This is a genomic window from Rhizobacter sp. (assembly GCF_035702065.1).
In the GTDB taxonomy this organism is placed as follows: Bacteria; Pseudomonadota; Gammaproteobacteria; order Burkholderiales; family Burkholderiaceae_C; genus Rhizobacter.
Genome location: NZ_DASSRA010000086.1, coordinates 1 through 13,044, shown reverse-complemented (window position 1 = coordinate 13,044; position 13,044 = coordinate 1). Strand labels below are relative to the sequence as shown.

Sequence of the window (13,044 nt, the reverse complement as noted above, 5' to 3'; positions counted from 1 at the left end):
TTAACAGCAATGCCGCGCCCGGATTTGCGTCCTGCCCGAAGCGCACATTCTCCGGCGTGTGGAAGTTGGTGAAGTGCGTCGTGAACGCGTTCACGAACAGGATCTTCTCGGCCGTCTCGGGATGCGTCCGGACCACCGGGTGCTCGGCATCGGGAAAGCGGGCGTGCAGCGCGAGCCGCTGCTCGGTGGGCATCGCCGCACCGAAGCTCGCCTCGATGCTGTGGCGCGCGCGCAGGCCCGCGATGCGCGCCTTCACGTCCTGCGGCAGCTTCTCGTAGGCGAGGACCATGTTGGCCCACATCGTGTCGCCACCGACGGGCGGGCATTCCACGCAGCGCAGCACGCACCCGAGCGGCGGCTTCTCGCGCCACGTGGCGTCCGTGTGCCAGGCGTTCTCGTAGCGGTCGTTGGGCGCGTCGGGCGACTTGTAGATGCGCACCAGCCCCGGATGCTCGGGGTCGGAGCCGGCGACAGGGTGGTCCTCCAGCTCGCCGAAGTGGCGTGCGAAGGCCACGTGCTCGGCGCGCGAGAAGTCCTGGTCGCGGAAGAAGAGCACGCGGTGCTTGAGCAGCAGGCCGCGGATCTCCTGCACCAGGCCCGGGTCGCGCGAGGCGGCCCCCAGGTTGACGTTGGACAGCTCGGCGCCGATGGCGCAGGTCAAGGGCTCAACCTTGATCGAGCGGGTCAGTGAACCGGCGTCGACGATGGCGGGACTGGCAAGGCTCATCAGCGTGTCTCCTGGACGAACTAAGAATAGTCGCGCCCAGTGTGTTTGTGCAGGGCGCTTCCCGCTTGACTTGGCCCGACCGCTACTTACCATTCCGTGCCACAGCCCCCTGGGACTTCCCCCAATGCCTTCGCTCGTTCGCGCCGCTGCCCTGACCAACTTCGCCGAGCTGTCGCGTGGTTTCGGCCTCGACCCGCAGCGCCTGATGAGCGATGCCGGCCTGCAGCCGAACGTGCTCAACGACCCCGACCTGCGCATCCCCGTCGAACGCGTGGGCGACCTGCTGGAGCGGGCCGCCGCGCTGAGCGGCTGCGAGTCCTTCGGCCTGCGCATGGCCGAGACGCGGCAGTTGTCCAACCTGGGGCCGGTGGGCCTCTTGATCCGCGACCAGCCGACGCTGCGCGAGTCTCTGGCCGTGCTGTTGCGCTACCACCTGGCGCTCAACGGCGGCATCGCGCTCGTGATCGAAGAAGAGGCCGGCGTGGTGGTGATCCGCGAAGAGGTGACCACCGGCAAGCCCGGCTCGGTGCGCCAGGGCGTGGAGCTCGCGGTGGGTGTGATGCTGCGCCTGATGCGCCAGTTTCTCGGCCCCGACTGGCGGCCGCGCCGCGTGTGCTTCACGCACGAGGCGCCGCGCGACATCACCACCCACCTGCGCGTGTTCGGGCCCTGCGTGGAGTTCCGCCACGACTTCAACGGCATCGTGTGTGGCCGGCAGGACCTGGACACCGTGAACCCGCATGCCGACCCGGCGATGGCCCGCTACGCGCAGCAACTGCTCGACGTGGCCTTGCGTCAGGTGGAGACCGAGCCGCGCATGATCGAGGACGTGCGCCGCGCTGCCTTGCTGCTCTTGCCGAGCGGGCGCTGCTCCATCGAGCAGGTGGCCGAGCAGCTGGGTCTGGCCTGCCGCACGGTGCAGCGCCGCCTGGCCGACGAGGGCACGAGCTTCTCGGAGCTGGTGAACGCCCTGCGCGTGGAGTTGGCGCAGCGCCACGTGAGCGGCAGCACGCGGCCGCTCACCGAAGTGGCGGCCCTGCTGGGCTTCTCGGCGCCGAGCGGCTTCTCGCGCTGGTACTCGGGGCAGTTCGGGCACAGCCCGAGCGAGGAACGTCAGCGCGCCAAGGCCTGACGCATCGTCCGCAGCAGCTCCTGCGCAGGCTGCGCGCCGGCCACGCCGACCAGCTGGTCGAAGATGAAGTAGGGCACGCTGGGTGCACGCAGCCGGGGCCGCGCTGGCTCGGGCGCGGCCCGCGTGGGCACCACGCCGAACTCGCTGGCGAGCGCGGCCAGCAGGTGCGGGTCGGAGAGCGATTCGCCGTTCTGGAAGTGGGCGCTGAACAGGCGGTCGAGCAGGCGTTCGTAGACCTCGGGGCGCAGCTGGGTGGCGGCGTCGTGCAGCAGCTTGTGGGCCCGGCCCGTGTGCGGCATGCGCTGGATGCGCTCGAAGGCGAAGTCCAGCCCGACGGCGCGGCCGGCCTCGCGCACCTGGGCCTGGCGCATGGCCACGGCCTCGGCGCTGCCCAGGCGTTCTTCGTAGAACTCTTTGAAGGGCCGGCCTTCGTGGGGCAGGTCGGGCAGCAGGGTCTGCAGGTGCCAGTGCAGTTCGATCTCCACGCCCGGGCGCTCGGCCAGCAGCATCGTGCGTGCACGCTCGAACTGCCGCAGGCCGATCTGGCACCAGGGGCAGATCAGCTCGATGCAGATGTCGATGCGAAGCTTGCGAGACATCAGGGGATCAGCACCGTCGCGCCCACCGTGGCACGCGACTCCAGCGCGCGGTGCGCTTCGGCCGCATCGGCCAGCGCGAAGCGCTGCTGCGGCTTGCTGACGATCTTGCCCTGCAGCACCAGGTCGAACAGCTCGTCGGCCATCTTCAGCATGTTGGGGCGCGGCAGCGCGTAGTCGACCATCGCCGGGCGCGTGACCCACAGCGAGCCCTTCATCGCCAGCAGCATGGTGTCGATCACCACCGGGCCGGAGCTGGTGCCGTTGCTCACCAGCGTGCCGCGCTTTTGCAGGCAGTCGAGCGAACCCATCAGCGTGTCCTTGCCGACCGAGTCGTAGACCACGGGCACGCCCTTGCCGCCGGTGATCTCCTTCACGCGCTCGACGAAGTTCTCGCGCTTGTAGTTGATGACGTGCGCGCAGCCGTGAGCCTTGGCGATCTCGCCCTTCTCGTCGGAGCCCACGGTGCCGATCATGGTCACGCCGAGGGCGCGCGCCCACTGGCAGGCGATCAGGCCCACGCCGCCGGCGGCCGCGTGGTACAGGATGGTGTCGCCGGCCTTGAGCGGGTAGACCTGGCGGAACAGGTACTGCGCGGTCAGGCCTTTCATGATGAGCGTGGAGGCGGTCTCGTCGTCGATGCCGTCGGGGATCTTGATCAGCACCTCGGCCGGCATCACGCGTCGCTCGGAGTACGCGCCCAGGGGGCCGAGCAGGTAGCCCACGCGGTCGCCCTCGGCGAGGAAGCTCACGCCCTCGCCCACGGCCTCGACCACGCCCACCGCATCGGAGCCCAGGCCTGCCGGCAGCGGCGCCGGGTAGCGGCCGGTGCGGAAGTAGATGTCGATGAAGTTGACGGCGATGCCGGTGTGGCGCACGCGCACCTGGCCGGGGCCGGGATCGCCGACCTCGACCTGCTCGAGCTTCAGCACCTCGGGACCGCCGGTCTCGTGGAAGCGGATGACGTTGGACTTCATGGCAGGGCCTCGCTAGGGGAAGGGGGGGAATTGGGGTTGTTGGGGGATCAGTCTGCGCTGACGCGGATGTTGGCCACGGCCTGCATGTCGGCGTCGTAGGTGCGCATGGCGCGGAAGAAGGCGGCCACCGCCAGCACGCTGAACAGCGGCACCACGGTCAGCGCCGTCTGCAGGTTCCACTGGTCGGACAGCCAGCCGGTCAGGAAGGGGCCGACCGCCAGGCCGAACAGGTTCTGCGCCAGCGACAGCACGGCCGCGCCGGTGGAGCGCATGGCGGGGTGGATCACGTCGAACACCACGGCCGAGATCGGGCCCACGGTGCAGGCCATCACGAAGCCGCCGGCCAGGATCAGGCCGAACTGCGCGGGCGAGCCTTGCATCAGCCCGAAGGCGATGAGAAAGATCACCATCGACAGCAGGCACAGGCCGGAGACGATCACCAGGCGCAGCCGCGTGCGGCCGAGCGCCAGGCGGTCGACCAGCGCGCCCCAGGTGAAGCTGCCCAGCGCGCCGGCCAGCACCACCAGCGCGGCCTTCATGCCCGCCTGGTCGGGTGCGATGCCGTGGTAGCGGTTGAGGAAGCTGGGCAGCCACGACCAGATGGCCGACACCACCACCAGCTGCATGGCCGCGCCGGCACACACCCACACCAGGGTGCGCGAACGGGCCAGGCCGCGGAAGGTGCGCTTCACCAGGCCGCCCGTGGTGAGCTGGCTGCCCGATTGCGTGCTGCCTTCGATGTCGACCGTCTTGTAGTCGCGCACCAGCATGTACAGCAGGGCGAGGAACAGGCCCGGCACGCCGACCACGCCGAAGGCCGTCTGCCAGCCGTAGTTCTTGGCCACCACGCCGCCGATCAGCACACCGATCACCGAGCCCAGCGAGGCCGCGGCAAAGAAGGCACCCAGCAGCGCGCCGCGCAGCCGGCGCGGAAAGAGGCTGGCGATCAGCGCGGCGCCCACCGAGCCGTAGCCCGCTTCGCCCGCGCCCACCAGGGCGCGCGCCGCGAACAGCGAGGCGTAGTTGCGCGAGAACATGCAGGAGATGGTGGCCAGGCTCCACACCGTGGCCATCACCACCACGCTCTTGACGCGGCTGAAGCGGTCGGCCACCAGGGCCACGGGCAGGCCGAGCACGGCCACCACCACCGAGATCACCGAGACCAGGCCGCCGAGCTGCTTGTCGCTCAGGCCCCAGTCGGCTTTCATGTAGGGGAAGAGCGAGACGATCACCTGGCGGTCGATGTAGTCGAACAGCATCAGGCCGAAGGTCATCGCGAAGGCGAACCAGGCCTGTGAGCGCTTGACCAGGTAGTCGTCGTTGCCGGGGCCGTTGTCGTGCGGGAGATGCATGGCGTGTCTCTCTGTTGTCTCTACTTCACGCGGCAAGCCGCATCATGCCCAGCACCAGCAGTGCGAGGAACACCGTTTCACCCAGCATCAGCGCCACCGGCTTGAAGCCGACGGTGACGAGCTCTTTCAGCTGGGTCTTCATGCCGATGCCGGCGATGGCCGCCACCAGGCACCAGCGCGACAGCTCGCTGCCGGCCGTCTGCACGACCTTGGGCAACCAGCCCGTGCTGTTGATCGCCACCAGCAGCGCGAAGCCGACCGCGAACCAGGGCAGCAGCGGCGGGCGCTCGCCCGTGTTGGCTTCTTCACCGCGCGAACGCAGGCGGCTGCGTGTGAGCATGGCGGCGAACACGATCACCGGCAGCAGCATGGCCACGCGCATCAGCTGGACCAGGGTGGCCACGTCGCCCGTCTCGTGCCCGAGGCTGTAGCCCGCGCCGACGACCTGGGCCACGTCGTGGATGGTGCCGCCGAGGAAGACTCCGGCGGCGGTGGCGTCGATGCCGATGGCCTGCGCGCCCATGGGGTACACGATCATGGCCAGCGTGGAGAGCGCGCTCACGCCGATCACCGTGAACAGCGTGGCGCGTTCCTTCTGCGGATGCGAAGGCAGCGCGGCCGCCAGCGCGAGCGCCGCCGAGGCGCCGCAGATCGCGGTGGCGCCGCCGGTGAGCAGGCCGAAGATCGACTGGAAGCCCAGCATCTTGGCCACCACCATCGAGACCGTGATGGTCACCACCACCGAGATGATCACGATGGCCACCGGCTCCCAGCCCAGCGCCGCCACCTGGGTGAGCGTGATGCGCAAGCCCAGCAGGGCCACGCCCACGCGCAACACCTCGCGCGCGGTGAAGCCGATGCCGGGGGCGCAGGCGCCTTCGGTGGAGAGGAAGTTCATCGCCATGCCCAGCAGCAAGGCGAACAGCATCACCGGCGCGCCGTAGTGCTCCGACAGGAAGGTGGCGGCCGCGGCGACCACGCCGCAGGCCATCACGCCGGGGAACAACCCACGGCCACGCGTGGTGGCCAGCGCGATCGCTTGCTTCACTTCGAGGCGGCCAGCAAGTGGTCCTGGTACTGCTCGCGCAGCCGGTGCTTGAGCATCTTGCCGGTGGCTCCCAGTGGGATCGCGTCGACGAAGACCACGTCATCCGGCGTCCACCACTTGGCGATCTTGCCCTCGAAGAACTGCAGCAGCCCTTCGCGCGTGAGCTCCATGTTCGGCTTCTTCACCACGATGAGCAGCGGGCGCTCGTCCCACTTAGGGTGGCGTGCGGCGATGCAGGCCGCCATGGCCACGGCCGGGTGGGCCATGGCGATGTTTTCGAGGTCGATCGAGCCGATCCACTCGCCGCCGCTCTTGATCACGTCCTTGGCGCGGTCGGTGATCTGCATGAAGCCGTCGGCGTCGATGGTGGCCACGTCGCCGGTGGGGAACCAGCCGTCCTGCAGCGGGTTGCCGCCTTCGCTCTTGAGGTACTGCGACACCACCCAGGGGCCGCGCACCAGCAGCTCGCCGCTGGTCTTGCCGTCCCAGGGCAGCTCGGTGCCGGCGCCGTCGACGATCTTCATGTCGATGCCGTAGACCGCGCGGCCCTGCTTGGCCTGGATGGCGTAGCGCGCCTCGGCTGGCAACGCCGCCTGATGCGGCTTGAGCACGCAGGCCGTGCCCAGCGGGCTCAGCTCGGTCATGCCCCAGGCGTGCAGCACCTGCACGTCGTACTTCTCCTGGAAGGCGCGCATCATGGCCGGCGGGCAAGCCGAGCCGCCGATGATGGTGCGGCGCATGGTGCTGAACTTCAGCTGGTGGGCTTCCATGTGCGCGAGCAGGCCTTGCCACACGGTGGGCACGCCGGCCGACACGGTGACGCGTTCGGCCTCGAACAGCTCATGCAGGCTCTTGCCGTCCAGGCCCGGGCCGGGGAACACGAGCTTGGCGCCGACCATGCAGGCGGCGTAGGGCAGGCCCCACGCGTTGACGTGGAACATCGGCACCACGGGCAGGATCACCTCGTTGGCCGAGCAGCTCAATGCATCGGGCAGGGCCACGGCCATGCTGTGCAGCACCGTCGAGCGGTGGCTGTAGAGCACGCCCTTGGGGTTGCCGGTGGTGCCGCTGGTGTAGCAGAGGCTGGAGGCGCGGTTCTCGTCGAACTCGGGCCAGGCGTACTGGTCGCTGGCGGCGTCGAGCAGGTCTTCGTAGCAGCGTAGGCCGGCGATCTTGGTGACCTGGCTTTGGGCCGGCATGCGGGCGCGGTCGGTCATCAGCACGAAGTGCTTGATGGTCTTCACGCGCGGGGCGATGGCTTCCACCAGCGGCAGGAAGCTCATGTCGAAGAACAGCACCTCGTCCTCGGCGTGGTCGGCGATCCACGTCATCTGGTCGGGGTGCAGGCGCGGGTTGAGCGTGTGCAGCACGCGGCCCGAGCCCGAGACGCCGTAGTACAGCTCCAGGTGGCGGTAGCCGTTCCAGGCCAGTGTGCCCACGCGCGCTTCGATGGAGATGCCAAGCTTGTCGAGGGCATTGGCCACGCGGCGCGAGCGCGCGGCGAGGTCGCGGAAGCTGTAGCGGTGGATGTCGCCCTCGACACGGCGCGACACCACTTCCTGCGAACCATGGTGACGCTCGGCGTGCATCAGCAGCGAGGACACCAGCAGCGAGCGCTGCATCATCAAACCATTCATCGTCTTGTCTCCGTCAAAACACCACGGAGAGCGATTCTTGGTTCGGACGCGAAATGGTGATTGCCGGTGCGTGACCGGCACTTATCCGATGGCGCCAGACTGGCGTTTACCCTTGGTTTGACGGCCCGATGAGGGGCGCACCCGCCTGCTCAGCCGCGCAGGCGCTTCACCAGGGCCTGCACCTCGGGGTCGGCCTGCACCGGGCCGGTGGTGGCGTCGGCCTGCGCGCGCAGCAGGCGCACCAGGGTCTCCTTGTGCGGCATGAGCGGGCCGAAGAAGCGGGGGGTGTCGCCCGCGGCGATCAAGAGGGTGGGGAAGTTCTCCACTTCGACCGGGTCCACGAGGTCGGCTTCGTCCTCGATGTCGACCCACATGAACTGCATCTCGGGGAAGGCCTCGCTCACCTCGTCGAACAGGCTGCGGTACTCGCGGCAGCTGCCGCACCACTCGGCACAGAGGCAGGCGACGAGGATCGACGGGTGAGCGGTGGGGCGGGTCATGGCTGCGCATCATCTCAAACCCCGGCAAGTTTTGCCGGCGAGTGCGGGCGGCGCGGCGGCACATCGATTGCCGAATCAGAGAAGGCTGGGCTGTCCAGTCGACTCAGGAGATTGCATGAGCAAGAAACTACTCGCCACCCTCATCGCCAGCGGCCTCAGCTGCGGCCTCGCGTTCGCGCAGAACACCCCCAACGTGATCGACTCGCCGACGGCATCGCCTGCGCCGCTGTCGCAGGAAGCCAAGGACGCCAAGGTGCAGTCCAAGGCCGACTACAAGGCACGCAAGAAGGTCGCCGACGCCAACAAGGAACTGAGCAAGGCCGATTGCGAAACCAGCGCCGACGGCTCGGTGGAGCGCGCCTGCAAGAAGGAAGCGAAGGCCGCTGCCAAGCAGGACAAGGCACACGCCAAGACCGTCTACGAGACCGAGAAGAAGCAGATCGAGGACAAGGACAAGGCAACCGGCAAGTAAGCCTTGCCGCATGTGAGCGTGCTCGCCGGTCGCGCACCGGCGGCCGTTCGCGGCCATTCGGTTTTCCGCTATCGAAAGCCGTTCTTGTTCGTTTGCCGAATGAAGGGCGCTCCGTATTCTGAGCGCATGAACATCGTCGGCATCCAGGGCAGCCCTTCGGCGGCCTCGCGTTCGGGCAGCCTGCTGCAGCTGGCCCAGATGCACCTGCAACCCGTGACCACCCGCCTGCACACCATCGCCGTGCGCGACCTGCCGGCCGAGGCCGTGCTGCATGCGCAGTTCGACCACCCGCTGATCCGCCAGGCCCTGGCCGAAGTGGCACAGGCGCAGGTGGTGCTGGTGGCCACACCCATCTACAAGGCGGCCTACAGCGGCTTGCTGAAGGCCTTTCTCGACCTCTTGCCGCAAGACGGCCTGCGCGACAAGACCGTGTTGCCGCTGGCCACCGGCGGCAGCATGGCGCACCTGCTGGCGCTCGACTACGCGCTCAAGCCGGTGATCTCGGCGCTGGGTGCGCGCGACATCCTCGACCCCGTGTACGCCACCGACGCGCAGATCCCCCGGCACGAGACGCAGGGCTACCTGCCCTTGCCCGAGGTGCAGCAGCGCGTGGCGCGCAGCCTGCAGGTGCTGGCCGACCGCGCCGACGAGTTCCAGCGCCGCGAAGACGCCGCGCGCGAGCGCGACGCCGTGCTGGCGCGGGCGCGCGGCAGTGCCGATTCCAACCTTTCCACCTGGCCGACGCGCGACGTGCGCTGGTCGGTCTGACCTCACCCCCCACCACGACAAGGAAGTCCCATGAGCATCACCGCCATCAACGTGCGCAACCAGTTCCGCGGCAAGGTCAAGGAAGTCATCCTCGGCCCCGTGGTCTCGGAGATCGACGTCGAAACGCCGTCGGGACTGATCGTCACCTCGGTCATCACCACCCGCTCGGTGAAGGAGCTCGGCCTGGAGCCCGGGCGCGACGTGGTGGCCCTGGTCAAGTCGACCGAGGTCTCGCTTGCCACGCTGTAAGAGGCTGGGGGCGACACCATGGCCTTCAAGGGCAACCCGGTTCGCCTGCTGATCGTGCCCGGCCTGCACAGCAGCGGGCCGGCGCATTGGCAGACCTGGCTCGAAGCGCACTTCCGCAGCGCGGTGCGGGTGGAGCAGGACGATTGGGCGCGGGCCGATGTCGACCGCTGGGCGCAGCGCGTGGGCGAGGCCGTGCAGCGCCACCCCGGCACACGCTGGGTGGCCGTGGGCCACAGCTTCGGTTGCCTGGCGCTGGCGCGCTACCTCGGCCAGGGCGGGCCGGGCCTCCATGCGGCCTTGCTGGTGGCGCCGGCCGACCCCGACAAGTTCGCGGTGGCGCCGCTGCTGCCCGACGTGGGGCTGCAGATCCCGAGCGTGCTGGTCGGCAGCGAGACCGACCCATGGATGCGCCTCGAAAGCGCACGCCACTGGGCGCGGCGCTGGGGCTCGCAGTTCATCAACCTGGGTGACGTGGGGCACATCAACGTCGACTCCGGCTTCGGGCCCTTGCCGCCGGCCAAGACGCTGGCCGAGCTGCTCATCCAGCGCGTGGAGCGCACACGCCGCTTCGAACGGGCACACCCGCTGGAGCTGTCGTTCGCAATCTGAGACGTCAGGTCTGCGAGGCCTGCGCGTCGCCGATCTGGATGCCGGGAATCCGCTCTTCGTAGAACGCCAGCCGGCCGCGCAGGTCGCGGTGCTCGTCGTAGGGGTTCTCGTAGCTCCACACCGAATCGGGCCAGCGTTTGCCGCCCACCTTGAGCGTGTAGTAGTTGGCCTCGCCCTTGAACGGGCAGGTGGTGGTCGTGCTCGTGGGCTCGAGGTGGCGCATCGACACGTCGGCACGTGGGAAGTAGTAGCGCACCGGGTTGCGGTCTTCGACCACGCGGATCACGTCGATCGACGCGGCGATCAGCTCGCCGTCGACCACCACCTTCATCGGCTGCCCGACCTGCTGTTCGCGCACCTGGTGATCGGGGAACTTCTGGTGCCCGGGGGACTTGGCCATCGCTCGCTCCTTCATGCCTGGCGTAGACAAGCATTCGGGCAATCGATGTGCCGGCTGTGCAGCTTGTTTTTGTCAGGAGCGGGGCGATATGCTGGCCCATGCCCTTGCAGGACTTCCACCCCGCCGTCGGCAACTGGTTCCGCCGCCACTTCCCCGCGCCCACGCAGGCACAGGCGGCGGCGTGGCCGGCCATCCGTGCCGGCCGCCACACGCTGGTGGCGGCGCCCACCGGGTCGGGCAAGACGCTGACCGCCTTCCTCGCCGCGCTCGACGGCCTGGTGCGCCAGGGCCTGCGGCCCGAAGGCCTGCCCGACGAGACGGTGGTGGTCTACGTCTCGCCGCTGAAGGCGCTGTCGAATGACATCCGCCTCAACCTCGAGGCGCCGCTGGCCGGCATCCGCGAGGAGCTGGCTGCGCTGGGCCTGCCCGAGGTGGAGATCCGCAGCGCGGTGCGCACCGGCGACACGCCGCAGAAGGACCGCCAGCTCGCCTTGCGCAAGCCGCCGCACATCCTGGTGACGACGCCGGAGTCGCTCTACGTGCTGCTCGGCTCGGCCTCGGGCCGCGCGATGCTGTCCACCGTGCGCGCGGTGATCGTCGATGAGATCCATGCCATCGCCGCCAGCAAGCGCGGCAGCCACTTGTCGCTGTCGCTGGAACGCCTGCAGCAACTCAGCGTGCACCCGCTCACCCGCATCGGCCTGTCGGCCACCCAGAAGCCCATCGACGAAGTCGCGCGCTTTCTCGTCGGCGCCGGCGCGGTGCGCGATGGCCAGGCCGACTGCCAGGTCATCGACATCGGCTACGCCAAGCAGCGCGACCTCGCGCTCACCGTGCCGCCCACGCCACTGGGCGCGGTGATGTCCAACGACCAGTGGGCGCAGGTGTACGAACAGGTGGCGGGCCTGGTGAGCGCGCACCGCACGACGCTGGTCTTCGTCAACACGCGCCGCATGGCCGAGCGCGCCGCGCGCCACCTCGGCGAGCTGCTGGGCAAGGAGGTGGTGGCCGCGCACCACGGCAGCCTGGCCAAGGAAGCCCGGCTCGATGCCGAGCAACGCCTCAAGCGCGGCGAGCTCAAGGTGCTGGTCGCCACCGCCTCGCTGGAGCTGGGGCTGGACATCGGCGACGTCGACCTCGTCTGCCAGCTCGGCTCGCCGCGCGCCATTGCCACCTTCCTGCAGCGCGCCGGCCGCTCGGGGCATGCGGTGGGTGGCGTGCCCAAGGCCAGGCTGTTCCCGCAGTCGCGCGACGAGCTGGTGGAATGCGCCGCGCTGCTCGACTGCGTGCGCCGCGGCGAGCTCGACGCGCTGCACGTGCTGCCCGCGCCGCTCGACGTGCTGGCCCAGCAGCTGGTGGCCGAGGTCGCCAGCCGCGAGTGGGACGAAGACCAACTCTTCGCCCTGGTGCGCCGCGCCTGGCCCTATGCGCAGCTCAAGCGCGAGGACTTCAACGCCGTGGTGCGCATGCTGGCCGATGGCTTCAGCACCCGCAACGGCCAGCGTGCCGCCTACGTGCACCGCGACGCCGTGCACCACCGCCTGCGCGAGCGCAAGGGCGCGCGCCTGACCGCGCTCACCTCGGGCGGCGCCATCCCCGACACGGCCGACTACACCGTGCTGCTCGAACCGCAGGCCGAGAAGGTCGGCACGGTGCACGAAGACTTCGCGGTCGAGAGCCTGGCTGGCGACATCTTCCAGCTCGGCAACACCAGCTACCGCATCCTGCGCATCGAACCCGGCCGCGTGCGGGTGGAAGACGCGCACGGTGTGCCGCCCAACATCCCCTTCTGGCTGGGCGAGGCGCCGGGGCGCAGCGACGAGCTCTCGGCCGGCGTGTCGCGCCTGCGCGGCGAGCTCGGTGAGTTGATGGTTCAGCGGGGCGCCGACGCGGCCATCGACTGGCTGATGCGCGAACTCGCGCTCGAAGCCGATGCCGCACGCCAGCTCGTCGACTACTTCGCACGCACGCTGCAAGCGCTGGGCGCATTGCCCACGCAGCAGCGCATCGTGATGGAGCGCTTCTTCGACGAGTCGGGCGGCATGCAGCTGGTGATCCACTCGCCCTTTGGCAGCCGGCTCAACCGCGCCTGGGGCCTGGCGCTGCGCAAGCGCTTCTGCCGCCAGTTCAACTTCGAGTTGCAGGCCGCCGCGACCGAAGACGCGATCCAGCTCGCGCTCTCGACCGCGCACAGCTTCCCGCTCGACGAGGTGGCGCGCTACCTGCACAGCAACACCGCGCTCGACGTGCTGGTGCAGGCCTTGCTCGATGCGCCGCTGTTCGGCGTGCGCTGGCGCTGGAACGCCACCGTCGCGCTCGCGCTGCCGCGCTTCAGCGGTGGGCGGAAGGTGGCGCCGCAGCTGCAGCGCATGAAGTCCGAGGACCTGCTGGCCGCTGTCTTCCCCGACCAGGTGGCCTGTGCCGAGAACCTGACCGGGCCGCGCGAGGTGCCCGAGCATCCGCTGGTCGCGCAGACCCTGCACGATTGCCTGCACGAGGCGATGGACGTCGATGGCTGGCTGGCGCTGCTGCGCGGGCTGGAGTCGGGCGCGATCGCGATCAGTGCGCACGACGTGA

14 protein-coding genes are annotated in these 13,044 nt (G+C 69.4%); 6 read left to right on the top strand and 8 right to left on the bottom strand.

All coding sequences use genetic code 11. From position 1 onward, the window contains the following. Positions 1–727 (bottom strand): TauD/TfdA dioxygenase family protein (locus VFL64_RS04125; protein ID WP_489539117.1); only part of this gene is annotated, 727 nt, incomplete at its 3' end. Between the two features lie 124 nt (positions 728–851). Here VFL64_RS04125 and VFL64_RS04120 point away from each other — a divergent pair. Then, on the top strand, positions 852–1,859 hold the full coding sequence (locus VFL64_RS04120) for an AraC family transcriptional regulator (RefSeq protein WP_489539116.1): 1,008 nt from the start codon (positions 852–854) through the stop codon (positions 1,857–1,859). Here VFL64_RS04120 and VFL64_RS04115 read toward each other — a convergent pair. The 6 genes from VFL64_RS04115 to VFL64_RS04090 form a co-directional block, all read right to left on the bottom strand. After that, entirely contained in the window at positions 1,841–2,458 is a 618-nt protein-coding gene (locus VFL64_RS04115; protein WP_489539115.1) for a DsbA family oxidoreductase, read from the bottom strand. The genes VFL64_RS04120 and VFL64_RS04115 overlap by 19 nt on opposite strands. Further along, entirely contained in the window at positions 2,458–3,432 is a 975-nt protein-coding gene (locus VFL64_RS04110) for a quinone oxidoreductase family protein (protein ID WP_489539114.1), read from the bottom strand. Before VFL64_RS04110 ends, VFL64_RS04115 begins: the two co-directional genes overlap by 1 nt. 47 nt (positions 3,433–3,479) lie before the next feature. Then, on the bottom strand, positions 3,480–4,784 hold the full coding sequence (locus VFL64_RS04105; RefSeq protein WP_489539113.1) for an MFS transporter: 1,305 nt from the start codon (positions 4,782–4,784) through the stop codon (positions 3,480–3,482). 25 nt (positions 4,785–4,809) lie between these two features. Then, entirely contained in the window at positions 4,810–5,832 is a 1,023-nt protein-coding gene (locus tag VFL64_RS04100; protein WP_489539112.1) for a YeiH family protein, read from the bottom strand. Beyond that, positions 5,829–7,469, bottom strand: coding sequence for a 3-(methylthio)propionyl-CoA ligase (locus VFL64_RS04095; RefSeq protein ID WP_489539111.1), 1,641 nt, complete (start codon positions 7,467–7,469; stop codon positions 5,829–5,831). Before VFL64_RS04095 ends, VFL64_RS04100 begins: the two co-directional genes overlap by 4 nt. Before the next feature lie 149 nt (positions 7,470–7,618). Next, on the bottom strand, positions 7,619–7,969 hold the full coding sequence (locus tag VFL64_RS04090) for a thioredoxin family protein (RefSeq protein WP_489539110.1): 351 nt from the start codon (positions 7,967–7,969) through the stop codon (positions 7,619–7,621). A gap of 115 nt (positions 7,970–8,084) precedes the next feature. Between VFL64_RS04090 and VFL64_RS04085 the strand changes: the two genes are divergently transcribed. The 4 genes from VFL64_RS04085 (at position 8,085) to VFL64_RS04070 (ending at position 10,067) form a co-directional block, all read left to right on the top strand. Then, complete coding sequence (locus VFL64_RS04085) at positions 8,085–8,441, top strand: hypothetical protein (protein WP_489539109.1); 357 nt, start codon at positions 8,085–8,087, stop codon at positions 8,439–8,441. Positions 8,442–8,567: 126 nt separating this feature from the next. Further along, positions 8,568–9,209: an NADPH-dependent FMN reductase gene (gene ssuE / locus VFL64_RS04080; RefSeq protein WP_489539108.1), complete on the top strand. Its 642-nt coding sequence runs from the start codon at positions 8,568–8,570 to the stop codon at positions 9,207–9,209. A 30-nt stretch (positions 9,210–9,239) separates the two neighbouring features. Continuing rightward, complete coding sequence (locus VFL64_RS04075) at positions 9,240–9,458, top strand: TOBE domain-containing protein (protein WP_489539107.1); 219 nt, start codon at positions 9,240–9,242, stop codon at positions 9,456–9,458. Positions 9,459–9,476: 18 nt separating this feature from the next. Continuing rightward, on the top strand, positions 9,477–10,067 hold the full coding sequence (locus VFL64_RS04070) for an RBBP9/YdeN family alpha/beta hydrolase (RefSeq protein ID WP_489539106.1): 591 nt from the start codon (positions 9,477–9,479) through the stop codon (positions 10,065–10,067). A 4-nt stretch (positions 10,068–10,071) separates the two neighbouring features. Here VFL64_RS04070 and VFL64_RS04065 read toward each other — a convergent pair whose 3' ends face one another. Beyond that, the gene (locus VFL64_RS04065) at positions 10,072–10,467 is read right to left on the bottom strand and encodes a DUF427 domain-containing protein (protein ID WP_489539105.1); all 396 of its coding nucleotides are present in this window, start codon (positions 10,465–10,467) and stop codon (positions 10,072–10,074) included. Positions 10,468–10,565: 98 nt separating this feature from the next. On the opposite strand from VFL64_RS04065, the gene VFL64_RS04060 reads away from it, so the two are divergent. After that, the coding region (locus tag VFL64_RS04060) for a DEAD/DEAH box helicase (RefSeq protein ID WP_489539104.1) at positions 10,566–13,044 on the top strand (2,479 nt) is incomplete at its 3' end.

Coding starts and splice junctions, on each gene's coding strand:
- VFL64_RS04090 (WP_489539110.1), bottom strand. CDS start 7,969: ATGACCCGCCCCACCGCTCACCCGTCGATCCTCGTCGCCTGCCTCTGT.
- VFL64_RS04115 (WP_489539115.1), bottom strand. CDS start 2,458: ATGTCTCGCAAGCTTCGCATCGACATCTGCATCGAGCTGATCTGCCCC.
- VFL64_RS04085 (WP_489539109.1), top strand. CDS start 8,085: ATGAGCAAGAAACTACTCGCCACCCTCATCGCCAGCGGCCTCAGCTGC.
- ssuE (WP_489539108.1), top strand. CDS start 8,568: ATGAACATCGTCGGCATCCAGGGCAGCCCTTCGGCGGCCTCGCGTTCG.
- VFL64_RS04065 (WP_489539105.1), bottom strand. CDS start 10,467: ATGGCCAAGTCCCCCGGGCACCAGAAGTTCCCCGATCACCAGGTGCGC.
- VFL64_RS04120 (WP_489539116.1), top strand. CDS start 852: ATGCCTTCGCTCGTTCGCGCCGCTGCCCTGACCAACTTCGCCGAGCTG.
- VFL64_RS04105 (WP_489539113.1), bottom strand. CDS start 4,784: ATGCATCTCCCGCACGACAACGGCCCCGGCAACGACGACTACCTGGTC.
- VFL64_RS04110 (WP_489539114.1), bottom strand. CDS start 3,432: ATGAAGTCCAACGTCATCCGCTTCCACGAGACCGGCGGTCCCGAGGTG.
- VFL64_RS04070 (WP_489539106.1), top strand. CDS start 9,477: ATGGCCTTCAAGGGCAACCCGGTTCGCCTGCTGATCGTGCCCGGCCTG.
- VFL64_RS04095 (WP_489539111.1), bottom strand. CDS start 7,469: ATGAATGGTTTGATGATGCAGCGCTCGCTGCTGGTGTCCTCGCTGCTG.
- VFL64_RS04075 (WP_489539107.1), top strand. CDS start 9,240: ATGAGCATCACCGCCATCAACGTGCGCAACCAGTTCCGCGGCAAGGTC.